We start from the raw sequence: 15,345 nt of genomic DNA on the forward strand, positions 1-15,345 counted from the left end.
TCGCGCGAGTTTCATAGGTCTGCTGAATGACAACTGCCGGTACGGCCAGAGCCATGCCGACTATCAGCGATCCCCCCAGGGTTTCGGGTTGCCAGGTGGGGGTGGCGAAGAGCAAGGCCAAGGCGCCCAGAGCGGTTATCAACCCGAGCCACCGACCTTCTTTAACCGCCTGCGGGTGTGGATCTGGTCGAGTCGTCAGATAGTCGTTGACGTCACGGGCGGCTCGCTGACGCAGCCGCTCAGCGACAGCGGCGTCTATCGATTCGAAACTCTCGGCCAGGTCCAAGTGCTCCTGTACCGCTGACCTGAGTCGCCGCCGGTAGTCCAAGAGGACGTTGATCGATGCGATGAGGACGCCGAACACTCCTACAGCGGCAGTCACAACCGAGAGCACAGCTCATTGAAGCCCTTGGAGCCCGGGAAGATCTCGATACTTGTAGAACCGCGTCATTCACATCGACTGTTGCGACCGCTCTCAACGGGCGTTCCCTCATGCTGCCCGCAGCTCCGCCGTACCCACCCGGTCGCCACGCGCGGCGCCGTACGCAACGGAGCCCACCGGCACTCCGAGGACCCCCGAGATGACGTCGACGACGTCTCCCCGCACCGCCTCCACCGCGGGCCGCACGGCGAGCAACGCCCGCGTCAGACGCTCCTGGTGCTCCAAGTCCTGCAGATCCCCGAGTGGCAGCGACGCGTACCCCCGCGCCACCCCAAGGCGACCACCCGCAGCTTCGACCACATCCACGTGGCTCACCGCCACCCGATCGAGCCCCCCACTTGCCCGGCAGACGCGCGCGGCGTACTCGAGCAGCACGAGGTCGAGTTGGCCGACGCGCCAGGAGCCCTGATACTCGCCGTACCCGTTGTGGGGCTCGGGCAGGAACGCGGCGAGGGCAGGGTCCTCCGTCGGGAACGGCCCCGCACCGTGCCGCGTGGCGTAGGCGCGCGTCGTACCCCAGACCTCGCCCCGCTCCAGCCCCGCCTCCGCCAGCAGGCCCTGGGCCAGTAGAGGCGTCACCGTCGACCACGTCGTGTGCGGGTGGAACCCCCGCCACTCGTCGAGCAGCACGCCCTGCGATCCCTCGAACACCAGCGACCCGCCCTCGGCGGCCGACCGCAGGTACGCGGCATCCGGCACGATCGCCACCGCGTCGCCGAACTCCAGCAGGTCGACCGCCATCTCCCGCACGCTCGGCACCTCGTGGGTGCCCTGCGCCAGGAGCGGCGCGTAGAAGTCGACCAGCGCCATCAGCTTCGTGCGCAGGCCGGCCGGGTCGAGGCAGTCGCGCACCCGGATTGCGGCGTCGCCGGCGGTCTCGGGGAGGGCGTACCACTGCGTCTCCCCGATCCCGAGCCCGCACGAGCCGTGCCGGGCGTCGCCGCGCAGGTCCTCGCGGGTGCGGTTCGCGGCCCGGTGCACCGGCGTCACCACGAGGGCGTCGGGGCTGACGGCGACGAGGCCGAGAGGATCTTCGACCCCGAGCGCCGCCAGCTCCTCGGCCTCCGCCGCGAGCGCCTCCGGGCTCACCAGCACGTGCCGGCTCAGGTAGGACGCCACCCCCGCGAGCGTCCCCGACCCGAACTGCCGGAACGTGTGGTGCAGGTCCCCGGCCACCACGTTGTGCGCCGCCTGGGCGCCGCCCGAGAACCGCACGACCGCGCTGACGCCGCCCTGCGCGCACAGGTGGTCGACGGTGGCGCCCTTGGCCTCGTCGCCGAACCCGAGGCCGACGACGATGCGGTGCGGCTGTGCCATGACGGATCTCCTCTCGAGCCGGGTCGGGGCGGGTCAGGCCGGTCAGGCCAGGTCGTCGGGTGCGTCGAGGTCGCGGGCGAGCGCGGCGGGGAGGGTCGTCGTACCGGCCCCACCCGAGCCCCCGCGGGCGCCGACCGTGGCCAGCGCCCGGCCGACTGCGGGGCCGCTGGAGCTGCCGACCTCGCGCAGGTCCTCGAGCCCCTCGTCGAGGTTGATGGCGTCCTCGAGCAGGCCGACGGTCAGCGCGATGAGGTCGCAGACCGCCGTCGGGTCCTCGAGGCGCAGCAGGCGCTCGCCGAGCACGTCGGCCCAGTAGCCGTTGACCTTCGGGTTGTCGAAGTGCGCCGTCTGCTTCGGCAGCACGAAGAACACCTCCCAGCGCTCCTGCACCTCGCGCCACAGCGCGGCGCTGTCGAGGTCGCGGGGGAGCCGGTCGCCGATGAGGTCGCGCACGTAGCGCGCCCGCAGCCGCGGCTTGCCCATCTCGTCGCCGATGACGAACAGGTAGCCCTTCTTGCCGCGCTTCTCCCACGCGTCGGTGGCGGTGTGGCGGGCCATGAAGTACGCCGCCAGCTCGTAGGACTCGCTCAGCTGCCCGCCGCCGTTGCCCTCGAGGAAGATCGAGCGCAGCTGCTCGTCCATCCGGTTGTCGGACTCGAACTGGCCCACCTGCAGCGGCACGTAGTCGGTGTCCGCGTCGCCGAGCGCGCCGAACATGATCTGCGGGTCCTCGGCGTACCCCTTGCGCTGCAGCAGCCCGTGCAGCTTCGCCAGCTCCGCCTGCATCTGCCGCGGCACCGTGCCCATCGAGCCGGTCACGTCGAAGAACACCGCGATCGGCGTGCTGTTGGGGTGCTCCGCCGAGTCGCGCGACTCGCGCACGCCCACGTCCTTCGGGTCGAGCGTCGGGTGCGCCCGCCACTGCGAGGCCGGCCGGCGCCGCACGTCGTCGCTGTAGCCGAAGTCCGCCGCGCCGCTGCGCCGGCGGAACGTCGCCGCCGCCCGGTAGCTCTCGTCGCTCCACGCTCCGTTGCCCATTGGCTGTCTCCTTCTCTCTCGTCGTTCGTGTCGTCGGTGGTGTGTTGGTGGGGGGTCGCTCAGACAGCGACCGCGAAGGGGCGGAACCGCCGGGCGCCGTAGAGGCGGTCCAGCAGGTCGTCGTACTCGTCCAGCAGGTCCGCGGCCCGCGGCCGCATCGCCGGCGCGGCCTGCATGCAGCCCTCCGCGAACCGGCGCTGCGCCCGCTCGTCGGGCCGCAGCAGCGCGAGGCCGAGGGCGCCGAGCATGAAGAGGTCGCTCGCGGGGGTGAGGACGCCGGTGCTCGCCTCGGGCGGGTACGCCGCGGCCTGCGACGCCACGCGCCCCTCGGCCGGGCGCCCGGGCCGGGTCGCGAACGACCAGCCGGCCAGCACGACCCCGTGCTCGCGCGGGTGGATGAGCACGTTCTCCGGCAGCAGCGCGCCGTGCACGAGGCCCGCCGCGTGGGCGCCGGCCAGCGCGCGCAGCAGGCGCCGCTGCATCCACGCCCAGTCGCGGCCGTCCAGCCCCTCGGGTGCGGCCTGCTGCACCTGCGCCAGCGAGTAGAACCCGTCCGCGCGGCCCAGCGAGCCCAGCACGTTCGCCTCGCGGCGCTCGGTGGGGGAGCCGACGGTGGCGGTGTCGAGCAGGCGCGGGAAGTACGGCGCCAGCCACCCGTTGCCGGGCTGCTCGGTGAAGGTCCGCAACGCCTGCAGGGCGTCGCGCTCGTTGCGGACGAACCGCGACGACGCCGGGCGGCGGGCGATCTTCACGACCGCGCCCTCGCCGGGTACGGCGTGCACGTTGGCGACCGTGCCGCGGGCGAGCAGCGGGCCGACGGGGTAGGTGCCGCGCCGGCCGCGGAGGGCGTCTGTCGTGTCCCCGTCGGCCTCGTGGCCCCACGCCTCGTGGAGCTCGGTCGCCTTGGCGAAGGCGGCGGCCGCGCGGGGGCGGTCGACGCCGGGCGCTGCCGCGAGGCGGTCGGGGTGGAGGTGGAGCGCCAGCACGCGGAACGTACGACGCGCCCTCCGCCGCGCGCCCGCGTCGGCGCTCGGCGGGCCGAAGAGGTCCGTGGCGGTGGTGGCCGCCTCGACCTGGCGGAGGAGGGTCTCGGTGTCGCTCATGACTAATAGTCTCCACGACAATTAATAAGCCGGCAAGGGCTTCTGGTCAGAAAGACAAAAAAGATCGGGCTCAGGCCGGTGCCGCGTCCGGCGGTCGCGGTAGGAGCGGTAGTGGATGACTAGCGCTGACACCGCGACCGGTGCCGCCCGGCGGCTTCGTCCCGTCGCGGTAGGGGCGGTAGTGAATGACTACCGCTCACACCGCGACCCGGATGCGGCCCGTCGCGGCCGGGCGCTGCCGAAACGGCGCGATCAGGACCCGAACCGCTCCACCAACGCCCGCCCCAGCTCGTGCCCGGAACGCCAGGCGGTCGCCACGCGCGGCGTCGGCCCCCACCCGTCGCCGCACACCCCCACGCCCCGCGCGTCCAGCAGGAACGGCGCGTCGCGCTCACCCGTCGGCCGCGCCAGCCCCCACCGCTTGACCTGCACCGACGCGGGCTCGTCGAGCGACAGCGCCGCCCGCAGCGCCGCCACCATCGCGGGCGCCGCCGCGTCGGGGTCCTCGAGGTGCTGCGCGGCGAGCTCCGGCGTCGAGTGCGCCACCAGCACGGGGGCGCCGTCGCCGCGCCGCTGCCCGTCGTCGGCCACGAACGACAGCACCGGGTCGCCGTTGACGAACACGCCGTCGACCTCCCAGGCGCGCTCCGGCCAGGTCGCGACCAGCGCCAGCACCGGCTCCCACTCCCGGTCGAGCCGGGCGGCCACATCACCGAGCGAGGGGTCCAGCAGTCGCCGCGCCTGCGGGTCCGGCATCGCCAGCACCGCGGCCCGCGCCGGCTCGCCGTCCACGACGACCCCCGCGTCGCCGACAGTGACCGACGACACCGCGGCCCGCCGTACGTCGAGGGGCTCGGCCAGGTGCTCCACCAGCGAGCGCAGCGCGCCCGCCGCGCCCCAGCGCACCGGCCCGTCCTTCGCCTCCAGCCGACCGTCGTCGAGCGCGTGGAAGCGGCTGGTCCACTCCCGCGCCAGGCCGGCCGCGCGCCACCCCTCGACCACCGCGGCGAACGCCGGGTCGTCGTCGGGCACCGTGAAGTACGACGCGCCCAGGTCGACCGGGCGGTCGTCCACCCGCCGCGACGCCATCCGGCCGCCGATGCGCATGCCGCGGTCGACCACGACGACCGGTACGCCGGCCTCCGTCAGCGCCCGTGCGCACGCGACCCCGGCGATGCCGGCGCCGACGACGAGGACCGCGTCCTCCGGCCGGGTCACGCCGCACCGCCGAGCGCGCGTCGTACGGCGGTCGCGGCCCGGTGGCCGCTCACCAGCGCGCCCTGGATCGAGGCGGTGTCGCGGTGGTCGCCGGCGACGAACACGCCGGCGCCGAGGTCGGTCGGGCGGGTCAGGGTCAACGGGGGCTCCTGGGCGGGAAGGGCGTGCGGGACCTCGTCGCGGCGCAGCAGCTCCCACCCGCGGGGGTCGCTGCCGAGCAGCTCGCCGGCGTGGTCGCGCATCGCCGCGGACGACGGGACGGGGCGGTCGGGGCCCAGCAGCGCCGACGCCCCGACGAGGTGCCGGCCCGGCGGGGCGTAGCTCGGCGCCGCCGCCGACATCACCGCCGCGTTGACGAGCGGTCCGTGCGGGCGGTCGCGGCCGTCGACGTGCAGCAGCCGCGCCCGGTCGCGGGGCGCCGGGGGCTCGGTCGTCGAGTACCACTCGGTGACCACCCCGTGCGACGCCGGCGCCGGTACGCCGAGCAGCGCCTCCGCGCCCGGCGCGGCGGTGGCGACGACGACGGCGCGCGCGACGTACGCACCCCCGGCGGTGCGCACCCGCGGGCCGACGGCACCCGTCCTGCGCTCCACCGCCTCGACCTCGACCCCCGTGCGGACGGGGCCGGACAGCCGGGCGGCGAGCTGGCGGGGGAGCGCCTCCATGCCGTCGCGCGGGAGCGCGGGCGTGGCCTGGAGGAACGAGCTGACGAGGAGGCGGGCGTACTGCGCCGAGCTGGCGCCCGTGTCCTCCAGCAGTACGCCGGCGAGGAACCGGTCCAGCACGGTGCGCGGCAGGCCGCTCACACCGGCGGCGTCGAGGCTGGCCGCGAGCGAGGTGTCGGGAGCGGACCCCAGGCGCCGCCCGAGCGACCCCCGCCCGGGCGTCAGCAGCGGCGCGGCCCACCGCAGCAGGCCGAGGGTGCCCGGCACGCTGCCGGCGACGGCCCGCACCGAGGCCGGCAGCAGCCCCGGCGCGTGCCACGGGTGGCCGAGGCGCCGCACCCCGTCGGCGTCGCGCGCCGCCACGCCCGCGTCGAACGCGTGCAGGTCGAGGGCCGCGGTGTCGACCCAGCGTCGTACGGCGGGGTAGCCCGGGTTGAGCAGCTGGAAGCCGCGGTCCACGAGGTGCCCGTCCACGACGTCGGTGCGGATCCGCCCGCCCGGCGCGTCCTCGTGATCGAGCACGACGACCTCGAGCCCGGCGCCCTCCAGCTCGTGGGCGCAGCGCAGCCCCGCGAGCCCCGCACCGACGACCACGACGTCGGCCTCCGCCACCACAGCCATGACGACAGGATGGAGGGGCGCGCCAACCACGCGTTCCGACTTGGCCACATCAAGTCGGAATAGCGGTAGCCTCGTTCCGACTTACCAGTTTCCAGACGTGACCGACGGGGCCGGAGAGGATCAGGGCGGATGCCGACCGTTGTCATCCCCGCTCACGGCCTGCGCACCGAGCAGTGGCAGCAACGTCACCGGGGCGGCACCCGGGAGGACCGGATGCTCCGGGAGGTCACGGTCGCCGTTCCACCCCCGATCGCGCGTCTCGACGTCACCCTCCCCGCGACGCTGGCCACCGAGGTGGAAGATGCCGTGCGGGCGGTCACGGCGCTCGACGCGACCCACGGGCAGCACCTCGGGCCGCTCGCGACCCTGCTCCTGCGCGCCGAGTCCGTTGCCTCGTCGAAGATCGAGTACGTCGAGGCGACCGTCGACGACTACGCCCGAGCCTTGCACGGCGCGAGGTCCAACAGCTCCGCCACAGCCATGGTCGCGTCCACGCGCGCGCTGCACGAGCTGATCACGTCGGTCGACGGGGGAGGTCCCCTCGCCCTCGACGCGGTCCTGCGCGCTCATGCGGTGCTGATGGCCGACGACCCGTCCGAGCGTGATCAGGCCGGCCGCGTGCGGACGGAGCAGAACTGGATCGGCGGGTCCGACCACTCGCCGCGGGGAGCGCTCTACGTCCCGCCCCCGGCCCGCCACGTGGGCCCCGCGCTCGACGACCTGCTGGTGTTCGCGAACCGCGACGACATCGGAGTCCTGACCCAGGCGGCGATCGCGCACGCCCAGTTCGAGTCCATCCACCCCTTCACCGACGGGAACGGGCGCATCGGCCGCGCCCTGGTGAGCAGCATCCTGCGCCGACGGGGTGCCACCCGGCGCACGGTCGTGCCGCTGGCGTCCGCCATCGTCGCGCGCCGTGAGGCGTACTTCGACGCGCTCGGGGCCTACCGCGACGGCGACGCTGGTCCGATCGTGGCCGCCTTCGCCAAGGGCTCGTTCATCGCCGCGGTCGAGGCCCGCACCACCGCCGACCGCCTGGCGGAGCTGCCCGACCGCTGGTCCGAGGCAGCGGGGCGACCCCGTCGGGGGAGTGCAGCCGCCCGGATCCTCGACACGCTGCTGGACCACCCCGTGTTCTCGGCCGACGACGCCGAGGAGCGCGTGGGCGGCGCGACCTCGAGCGTCTACGGCGCGATCAACCGGCTGCACGACGCCGGCGTTGTCCGCCCGCTCACGCGGCGCACCCGCAACCAGGTCTGGGTCGCCGCCGCCGTCGCGGACGAGCTCAACGACCTCGGGGTGCGGATCGCTCAACGCGCGCGGCTCGGGTGAGCTCCGCCGTACCACCACCACCGCGCTAGCCCACCGCCGCCCGCGACACCTGCGCGACACCTGGCGCGCCCATACTGACCGGGTGGTGGACGAGAGGGCGTGGCTGCTGACCCGCACGGAGCGCGGCAACCCCGACACCCACATCGATCCCGCCGACAGCGACGTCGCCTGGTCGACCGGCAACCGGGCGCTCGCCCACATCGACGGCGCGTCCTACTTCGAGGCGCTGCACCGCGTGCTGGAGGCGACCCGCGCGGGCGACCTCGTGCTCTTCACCGACTGGATGGGCGACGCCGACCTGCGCCTCACCGGCGAGCCCGGCAGCGAGGTCGTCGAGGTCATCGGCCGCGCCGAGCGGCGCGGTGTCGACGTGCGCGGGCTCGTGTGGCGCTCCCACACCGACCAGGCCGGTTTCTTCGCGAAGAACAACCGCCACCTCGGCGAGCAGCTCAGCCGGCGCGGCGCCGAGGTCTCCCTCGACATGCGCGTGCGCCCGGGCGGCTCGCACCACCAGAAGTTCGTCGTCGTGCGCCACGCCGACGACCCCTCGCGCGACGTCGCCTTCGTCGGCGGCATCGACCTGGCCCGCAACCGCCGCGACGACCAGCACCACGAGGGCGACCCGCAGGCGCGCCCGCTGACCGAGGAGTACGGCGAGCGCGCGCCGTGGCACGACGTGCAGCTCGAGCTGCGCGGCCCCGTCGTCCGCGACGTCGAGACCACCTTCCGCGAGCGCTGGGACGACCCCGCGCTCCTCACCCGCGCCCCGTGGCGGCGGCTGGCGGACGCCGTACGACGCGTCGAGACCGATCCGAGCCGCCTGCCCGCGCAACGCCCCGCGCCCCCGCCGGCCGGCGACGTGACCGTGCAGCTGCTCCGCACCTACCCCTACCTCGGCCCCGCGCGCGGCTACGCGTTCGCCCGGCAGGGGGAGCGCAGCGTGGCGCGCGGCTACACGAAGGCCATCCGTCAGGCGCAGGAGCTCATCTACGTCGAGGACCAGTTCTTCTGGAGCCACCGCACGCAGCACAACGTGCCGTGGCGTCGCCGCAGCGACGACAACGAGCCCCGCGGCAACGACGTCGTCGCCGCCCTCGAGCAGCAGCTCCTCGCCCGGCCCGGGCTGCGCGTCGTCGTGGTCGTGCCCCGCCACCCCGACAAGGACGGCCTCAACCGCGCCGCGCAGCGGCTCGCGCGCCACCGTGCCCTGGCCCGCCTGTACGACGTCGCGCCGGGCCGCGTCGCGGCGTACTCCATCGAGAACCGCGCCGGCGTCCCCGTCTACGTGCACGCGAAGGTCTGCATCATCGACGACACGTGGGCCACGACCGGCTCCGACAACTTCAACCGCCGCTCGTGGACCCACGACTCCGAGCTGACCGCTGCCGTGCTCGACCCGGCCCACGCTGGGACGCTGCGCCTGCGGCTGGCCGCCGAGCACCTCGGACGCCTCCGCACCCGGCCGGCGTCCGGCGCCGACGGCACCGAGGACGCGCTGGCCACCGACGAGCTCGACGAGGTCGCCGACTGCAAGAGCGCCGAGGGGATGTTCGAGGCGTTCGCCGCCCACGCCGAGCGCCTCGACGCCTGGCACGCCGGCGGCCGGGTGGGGGAGCGGCCCCCGGGGCACCTGCGCACGCTGCCGTTCCAGCAGCCACCGCGCCGCGTGCGGCCCCTGGCCCGCCTGCTCCTCGCGGCCGTGCACGACCCCGACGGCCGCCCGCGCGCGCTGCGGCGCGAGCACTCGTACTAGCTGCCGGGACCTTCAGCCCACCGCGCGGCGCACGAGCTCGGTGATGCGCTCCGCGTCGTCGGCGGTGATGTCGCGCAGCGCGAACGCGGTCGGCCACATCGTGCCGTCGTCGAGCGCGGCGGTGTCGTTGAACCCGAGGGTGGCGTAGCGCGCCTCGAACTTCGCGGCGCCCTGGAAGAACACGACGACCTTGCCGTCGCGGGCGTAGGCGGGCATGCCGTACCAGGTCTTCGCCGCCAGCTGCGGCGCGACCTCGGTGACGATGGCGTGCACCCGTTCGGCCAGCACGCGGTCGGCGTCGGGCATCGCGGCGATCGCGTCGAGGCACTTCTGCGCCTCGTCGGCCTTCTTCTTCCCACCGCGCCCCTCGCTGCGCAGCTCCTCCGCACGCGCCCGCATCGCCTCGCGCTCGGCCTCGCTAAAGCCGCCCTGGGTCTTCTCGTCCCCGCTCATCGTGGTCTCCTCCCGTGCGCCGGCGTCCCTCGGCCGGTCGACGGACCCGACGCTAGTGACCGCGGCGCCGGACGGCTTCTCGGATCCTGACCAGTGCGGTCAGGCCACCCACTGCCCGGCGGCGAGCTCGATCCAGGCGGCGAGGTCGGCGCCGCCGTCGATCGTGTACAGCGAGTACGGCGGGCACCCCTCGCGCTCGCTCACGCCCGCGTAGGCGTGGTCGGGGGCGAACATGACGACCTCCCCGGTACGGCGGTGCGCGGCCGTCAGGTTGCCGTTCGCCTCCTTCGCGACGAGGGCGAACTCGGCCGGGTCGATCGGCACCTGCAGGTCCTCGTCCTCCCAGGCCCACGCGTAGAGCTCGACCGCCTCGACGAACGTCCGCTCGTCGGCGGCGGACGACGCGGTCAGCACCTCGCGGTGGTTCGGGCTCCACCACGTGTCGTCCCCGCCGTACGCGTTCTCGTGGGTGGGCGCCCCGAAGACGTTGATGATCCCGCCCCAGCTGCGCCACAGCTCCTGGTGCAGCGGCAGCACGTCGATCGGCAGCTCGCCCTGCGGCGGGCGGCACAGCCAGCCGCGGCGGCCCGTGGGCCCGTCCCACGCCAGCAGCTCGGCGTCCTTGCTGCCGACGACGACGGGCGTCACGGTGGCGCCCGTCAGCAGCCCCGACAGCACGGGCAGGGCGTCGACGGCGCCGCGGTCCCACGCGTAGGACTCCCCCACGGTCACCGCGGTGTCGGGCCCGACGAGGCGGGGGTGGGCACGGACGTAGGTCTCCCAGTCGCTCACGGCCGGGGACCCTGCCCCGGTGCTGACGGGGGAAACCCGTCGCTCAGGCCGGATCGGTCGGGGCCGGCGCGAGCGGGTCCTCCCCGACCTCGGTGCCGACGGGGCGGCCGCGGGCGGCGCGCCGCAGGCTCTCCTCGAGCCCGGTGAACCGGAAGTCGGGGGGCAGCAGCTCGCGTCGTACGTCGTCCTCGGCGCACACCATGTCGTGGCGCAGGCTCTCGACGAGCGAGCGCGTGGTGGAGGAGTCGAGGCCGGTGAGCAGCGACGCGGCGCGGCCGACCACCCACTGCGGCACGAGCGGCACGACGACCTGCGGCCGCCAGCGGCTGTCGAGGCGCGCCGCGAGGGCGATGAGGTCGGGGTAGCTCAGCACCTCGTCCCCACCCAGGTCGTAGTGCCGGTTGCGCGGCTCGCCCTCGAGCGCCGCGACGATGGCGGCCAGCACGTCGTCGACGGCCACCGGCTGCACGCGGCTCCGCATCCAGGTCGGCACGGGGGTGACGGGCACGCGGTGGGTGAGGCGCGAGAGCAGCTCGTACGACGTGGAGCCCGCGCCGATGACCATGGCCGCGCGGAGGACGGTCGCGGGGGTGGCCGCCTCGAGGAAGATCTCCTCGACCTCCAGCCGCGACGCGAGGTGGTCCGACAGGTCCCCGTCGGGCACGAGGCCCGAGAGGTAGACGATGCGCCCGACCCCGGCCCGGTCGCAGGCCGCCGCCACGAGGCGCGCGGCCTCGCGGTCCTTCTCGACGAAGTCCCCGCCGTCCATCGAGTGGATGAGGTAGACCACCGCGTCCGTGCCCTCGACCGCGGTGGCGATCGCCGCCGGGTCCTCGACGTCGAACTCGCGCACCTCGACCTGGTCGCCCCACGGGTAGTCGGCGACGCGCGCCGGGGTGCGGGCCGCCGCGACGACGTCGTGCCCGGCCTCCAGCAGCGCCGGGACGAGCCGGGAGCCGACGTAGCCGGTGGAGCCGGTGACGAGTACGCGCACGGGGGTTCCTCTCGAGGTACGACGCCGCTCGGCGCCTGCCGTCGAGCATGCCCGCGCGGGGGTAACGGAGGAGCCCGTCGCGCGCCGGGACGCATGAAGCACACACCTTCGGGTTACCGTCCCTGAGAACCGGCTGCGTTTTCTCAGCACCACTAGGCTCGGCCGTTACAGCAGCCAGCACCCCCCGGTGCCGGCTGGAAGTGGCACAACGACATACGGAGGTCCCTCATGAACACTCGTACCATCGCCATCGCCGCACTCGTGATCGCCGTCGTCATCCTGCTGATCTTCCTGCTCTGAGCGAGCCGCTCCCGTAGGGGGGCACCAGGTGAGCGACGTTCCACGTGGAACATCGGCACCACCAGCAACGGGAGCGCCGTACCTCGGTACGGCGCTCCCGTCGCGTCCGGGCACGTCCCGGCGGGTGCGGCGACCCGCTCTGAAGGCTCAGGCGGGCTCGGTCTCCGGGATGGGCGGGGGCGTGCTCGGCACGACGTCCGGGTCGGGACCCGGCTCGATGACGGGGTCCGTGCCCGGTCCCGGGTCCGGCACGGGCTGGTCCGGCACCGGGTTGGGCGGCAGCGGATCGGTGGGCGTGGGCGGGGTCGGCACGGTGGTCATGCCGACCGGTACCCCCCGACCCCGCCCCGACCCGGCGTACCCGTCGCCCGTTCGTGGTGCCAGCGCCAGGGAATCCGCGGCGCTGCTACCACGAAGCGCCGCGCAACCGACCCGGGTACGCCGCCGCTCAGCCCAGCCGGAGCGTCACGTCGCCGCCGTCGCGGCGTACCCCGTCGAGCACCGCGCTCGGCACCCGGAACACGCGGCCCGGCGCGGCGGGCCAGGGCAGGCGGCGGCGGGTCACGACCGTCCCGTCCTGCACGACCTCGACGCGGGGGCGCGCGACGTGCTCGTCGGTCCACAGCAGCAGGCGGCCGCGGGCCGGCGGCGGGCCCCCCGGGTCGACGACCTGCGGCGCGATCCAGCGCAGCGGAGCCTCGACGCGTAGCCGCACGCCCGACGGGGCCGCGGCTCCGCGACCCAGCCAGTCGAGCACCGCGGTCGCGACGTGCCGCCCGTCGAGCGCCGCGACGTCGGCCGTGTCGACGGGGTGCAGCAGGTTGCCCGCGGCGAACACGCCGGGAGCCGAGGTGCGAAGAGCGGCGTCGACGACGGGGCCGCGCGTGCCGCGGTCGAGCTCGAGGCCGTTCAGCCGCGCCAGCTCGTGGTCGGGGATCCAGTCGCCGGTCGTCACGACCAGGTCGCACGGCACGGTGCGCCGCGCGCCGTCCGCGTCCTCCACGACCACCCCCGTCACGCGTCCCCGGCCCTCGATCGCCACGACCCGGCTGCGCGCCAGCACGGGCACGCGCAGGCCGAGGCGCCCGGCGAGGCGGAACGCGGCGTACGACTCCGAGCGGGGGTGCTCGGTCACCATCGCGACCGTGCGGCAGCCCGCCTCGCGCAGCGTCAGCACCGCCGACCAGCTGACGAGCTCGCCGCCGATCACGACCGCGCGCTTGCCGACCGGGCGGTGGTGCAGGTGCACCAGGTTCTGCAGCTGGCCCGTCGTCAGGACGCCGTCGGGGCGGTCACCGGGGATCCAGCGCGCCGGGCGAGCCCGCTCCCGCGCCCCGGTGGCGAGCACGACGGCGTCCGCGGTCACGGTGCGGCGTCCGGTCGGGGCGGTCACCTCGAGCGTCCGCTCACCGGCCCATCCCGTCACCATCGCGCCCGTCTCGATGACGGCGCCCGCGGCGGTGGCGCGCTCGACGAGCGTCCGGGCGTACGCCGGCCCGCGCGCGACGCGGTGCAGGTCGCGCATCCCGTAGCCCGTGTGGTCGCTGTGCCGTGGGATGCCGCCGGCCTCGCGCTCCCGGTCGAGCACGAGCACGGCTCCCGGACCGAGCGCGCCCGCCAGCGCGGTCGCCGCGGTCAGGCCCGCGGGTCCGCCGCCGACGACCGCGACGCTGACGTGGGTGGGCGGGGTGGCGCTCATCGGTCGGTCCCCTCGGTCGGGTGGACGGCGGCGAGGCTCGCCCCGCAGGTCTCGAGCGCGGCGACGGCGTCGGCGCCGCAGTAGAAGCCCTGGCAGCGTCCGTTCATCAGCCGGGTGCGGCGGCGCAACCCGTCCAGGTCGCGCGGCGGCAGCGGCGAGGCGAACGCGTCGCGCACCTCGCCCGCGGTCACCCGCTCGCAGAAGCAGACGACGCGGCCGTACGCCGGATCCGCGGCGATGGCGTCGGCGTCGGCGTACGGACGCAGCCCGGCCTCCCCGATGTTCGGGATCCGGGGTGGCGCGGGCAGGTCGTCACGCTCGCGCACGTCGACGCCCCCGTCGGCGAGCAGGCCGGCGACGTGCTCGGCCAGCGCGAGGCTCGAGGTCAGGCCCGTCGAGCGGATGCCGCCGACGAGCACGTAGCGCCGCTCGTCGTCGCGCTCGACGAGGTAGTCCCCGCCCGGTACGGCGGCCCGCAAGCCGGCGTACGTCGCCGTGACCTCCTCGTCGAAGAGCGCGGGGAGGATGCGCTCACCCTTGCCCCGCAGGAACGCGAACCCGGCCTCGGAGGTGCCGGTCGCGGTCTTGTCGTCGAGGTCCTCGGCCGTCGGGCCGAGCATGACGTTGCCGTAGACCGTCGGGCTCACCAGCACGCCCTTGCCGAGCGAGGACGGCACGGGCAGCACGATGAGCGGCGCCAGGGGGCGGGCCAGCTTGTCGAAGACGAACAGTTCGCCGCGCCGCGGCGTCACGGTGAAGCGGTCGTGGCCGAAGAGCGCGTCGATGCTGTCCGCGTGCAGGCCTGCGGCGTTGACGACCCACGTCGCCAGCACGTCGCCGCCGCTCGTGCGCAGCAGCGTCGCGCCGTCGGGCGCCTGCGCGTCCGGCGCCACCGTCTCGACGGACTCCACCCGGTGCTCGAGCAGCACCTCGGCCCCCCGCGCCAGCGCGTCGGTGGCCAGCGCGACCGTCGTCGACCAGGTGCAGATGATCGACTCGCCCGGCACGGTCAGGCCGCCGAGCGCGCCCGGCCCGAGGTCGGGCACCCGGGCGTAGACCTCGTCGGCGCCGACGAGCTCGCACGCGTCGTACCCGTTGGCGACCGCCTTGGCGCGCAGGCCCGGGAGCGCGCCCAGCTCCTCCTCCGTCCAGGCGACGAGCAGCGCGCCCGTGCGCTCGACGGGGATGCCGGTGGCCGCGGCGTACTCACCCAGCAGGTGGTAGCCCTCCGCCACCAGCCGCGACTCCAGCGTGCCGGGGGCGGCGTCGAAGCCGGTGTGGAGGATCGCCGTGTTGGCCTTGCTCGTGCCGTCGCCGACGTCGCAGCGGGCCTCGACGAGGGCGACGCCCAGGTCGGCGCCGGCCAGGCGACGGGCGATCGCCGACCCGACGACACCGCCGCCGATCACGGCCACGTCGACCCGGTGGGGAGCGCCGGGCGCGGGGGACGGGGTGCTCATGGCTGCTCCTGCTGTTCCGGGGTGGGGGCGGCGGCCACGGCCGCCGCGGCAGCGGCCCAGCGCTCCTGCTCGGCGGCGGCGCGCTCGGGCGACCAGGCGGGGGTGACGACGGCCCGCGGCTCGCCCGGCGGCAGCGCCGCCGCCGGGGTGAGGGCGGG

General features: G+C 75.1%; 13 protein-coding genes. 2 read left to right on the forward strand and 11 right to left on the reverse strand.

The window, feature by feature from the left end:
• Positions 1 to 490: 490 nt before the first annotated feature.
• From KK617_RS13995 to KK617_RS14015, 5 genes are all read right to left on the reverse strand, one after another.
• Positions 491 to 1,759: an adenylosuccinate synthetase gene (locus KK617_RS13995; RefSeq protein WP_277500692.1), complete on the reverse strand. Its 1,269-nt coding sequence runs from the start codon at positions 1,757 to 1,759 to the stop codon at positions 491 to 493.
• Between the two features lie 42 nt (positions 1,760 to 1,801).
• Entirely contained in the window at positions 1,802 to 2,797 is a 996-nt protein-coding gene (locus KK617_RS14000) for a hypothetical protein (protein ID WP_277500693.1), read from the reverse strand.
• A 59-nt stretch (positions 2,798 to 2,856) separates the two neighbouring features.
• On the reverse strand, positions 2,857 to 3,900 hold the full coding sequence (locus KK617_RS14005; RefSeq protein ID WP_277500694.1) for a hypothetical protein: 1,044 nt from the start codon (positions 3,898 to 3,900) through the stop codon (positions 2,857 to 2,859).
• A 252-nt stretch (positions 3,901 to 4,152) separates the two neighbouring features.
• On the reverse strand, positions 4,153 to 5,118 hold the full coding sequence (locus tag KK617_RS14010; RefSeq protein WP_277500695.1) for an FAD-dependent oxidoreductase: 966 nt from the start codon (positions 5,116 to 5,118) through the stop codon (positions 4,153 to 4,155).
• Positions 5,115 to 6,404 carry an FAD-dependent oxidoreductase gene (locus tag KK617_RS14015; RefSeq protein ID WP_277500696.1) on the reverse strand — a complete coding sequence of 430 codons (1,290 nt, stop codon included), beginning with the start codon at positions 6,402 to 6,404 and terminating at the stop codon, positions 5,115 to 5,117. The genes KK617_RS14010 and KK617_RS14015 overlap by 4 nt, the downstream gene beginning before the upstream one ends.
• A 129-nt stretch (positions 6,405 to 6,533) precedes the next feature.
• Between KK617_RS14015 and KK617_RS14020 the strand changes: the two genes are divergently transcribed.
• Positions 6,534 to 7,736, forward strand: coding sequence for a Fic family protein (locus KK617_RS14020; RefSeq protein WP_277500697.1), 1,203 nt, complete (start codon positions 6,534 to 6,536; stop codon positions 7,734 to 7,736).
• An 82-nt stretch (positions 7,737 to 7,818) separates the two neighbouring features.
• Positions 7,819 to 9,489 carry a phospholipase D family protein gene (locus tag KK617_RS14025; RefSeq protein ID WP_277500698.1) on the forward strand — a complete coding sequence of 557 codons (1,671 nt, stop codon included), beginning with the start codon at positions 7,819 to 7,821 and terminating at the stop codon, positions 9,487 to 9,489.
• Positions 9,490 to 9,501: 12 nt separating this feature from the next.
• On the opposite strand, the gene KK617_RS14030 is transcribed toward KK617_RS14025, so the two are convergent.
• The 6 genes from KK617_RS14030 to KK617_RS14055 form a co-directional block, all read right to left on the reverse strand.
• On the reverse strand, positions 9,502 to 9,942 hold the full coding sequence (locus KK617_RS14030) for a DUF1801 domain-containing protein (RefSeq protein ID WP_277500699.1): 441 nt from the start codon (positions 9,940 to 9,942) through the stop codon (positions 9,502 to 9,504).
• A gap of 99 nt (positions 9,943 to 10,041) precedes the next feature.
• On the reverse strand, positions 10,042 to 10,734 hold the full coding sequence (locus KK617_RS14035) for a hypothetical protein (RefSeq protein WP_277500700.1): 693 nt from the start codon (positions 10,732 to 10,734) through the stop codon (positions 10,042 to 10,044).
• A gap of 43 nt (positions 10,735 to 10,777) precedes the next feature.
• The gene (locus KK617_RS14040) at positions 10,778 to 11,728 is read right to left on the reverse strand and encodes an NAD(P)H-binding protein (protein WP_277500701.1); all 951 of its coding nucleotides are present in this window, start codon (positions 11,726 to 11,728) and stop codon (positions 10,778 to 10,780) included.
• Positions 11,729 to 12,175: 447 nt separating this feature from the next.
• Entirely contained in the window at positions 12,176 to 12,349 is a 174-nt protein-coding gene (locus KK617_RS14045) for a hypothetical protein (RefSeq protein WP_277500702.1), read from the reverse strand.
• Between the two features lie 127 nt (positions 12,350 to 12,476).
• Positions 12,477 to 13,727 (reverse strand): FAD-dependent oxidoreductase, encoded by a 1,251-nt coding sequence (locus tag KK617_RS14050; protein ID WP_277500703.1) that lies wholly within the window; start codon positions 13,725 to 13,727, stop codon positions 12,477 to 12,479.
• Positions 13,724 to 15,187: an FAD-dependent oxidoreductase gene (locus KK617_RS14055; RefSeq protein ID WP_277500704.1), complete on the reverse strand. Its 1,464-nt coding sequence runs from the start codon at positions 15,185 to 15,187 to the stop codon at positions 13,724 to 13,726. The genes KK617_RS14050 and KK617_RS14055 overlap by 4 nt, the downstream gene beginning before the upstream one ends.
• Positions 15,188 to 15,345 lie beyond the last annotated feature (158 nt).

The organism is Nocardioides sp. ChNu-99 (genome assembly GCF_029493445.1).
In the GTDB taxonomy this organism is placed as follows: Bacteria; Actinomycetota; Actinomycetes; order Propionibacteriales; family Nocardioidaceae; genus Nocardioides.

Bases quoted from the DNA above. Each gene is read 5' to 3' on its own strand.
- KK617_RS13995 (WP_277500692.1), bottom strand. From the start codon at position 1,759: ATGGCACAGCCGCACCGCATCGTCGTCGGCCTCGGGTTCGGCGACGAG.
- KK617_RS14000 (WP_277500693.1), bottom strand. From the start codon at position 2,797: ATGGGCAACGGAGCGTGGAGCGACGAGAGCTACCGGGCGGCGGCGACG.
- KK617_RS14005 (WP_277500694.1), bottom strand. From the start codon at position 3,900: ATGAGCGACACCGAGACCCTCCTCCGCCAGGTCGAGGCGGCCACCACC.
- KK617_RS14015 (WP_277500696.1), bottom strand. From the start codon at position 6,404: ATGGCTGTGGTGGCGGAGGCCGACGTCGTGGTCGTCGGTGCGGGGCTC.
- KK617_RS14020 (WP_277500697.1), top strand. From the start codon at position 6,534: ATGCCGACCGTTGTCATCCCCGCTCACGGCCTGCGCACCGAGCAGTGG.
- KK617_RS14030 (WP_277500699.1), bottom strand. From the start codon at position 9,942: ATGAGCGGGGACGAGAAGACCCAGGGCGGCTTTAGCGAGGCCGAGCGC.
- KK617_RS14045 (WP_277500702.1), bottom strand. From the start codon at position 12,349: ATGACCACCGTGCCGACCCCGCCCACGCCCACCGATCCGCTGCCGCCC.
- KK617_RS14050 (WP_277500703.1), bottom strand. From the start codon at position 13,727: ATGAGCGCCACCCCGCCCACCCACGTCAGCGTCGCGGTCGTCGGCGGC.
- KK617_RS14055 (WP_277500704.1), bottom strand. From the start codon at position 15,187: ATGAGCACCCCGTCCCCCGCGCCCGGCGCTCCCCACCGGGTCGACGTG.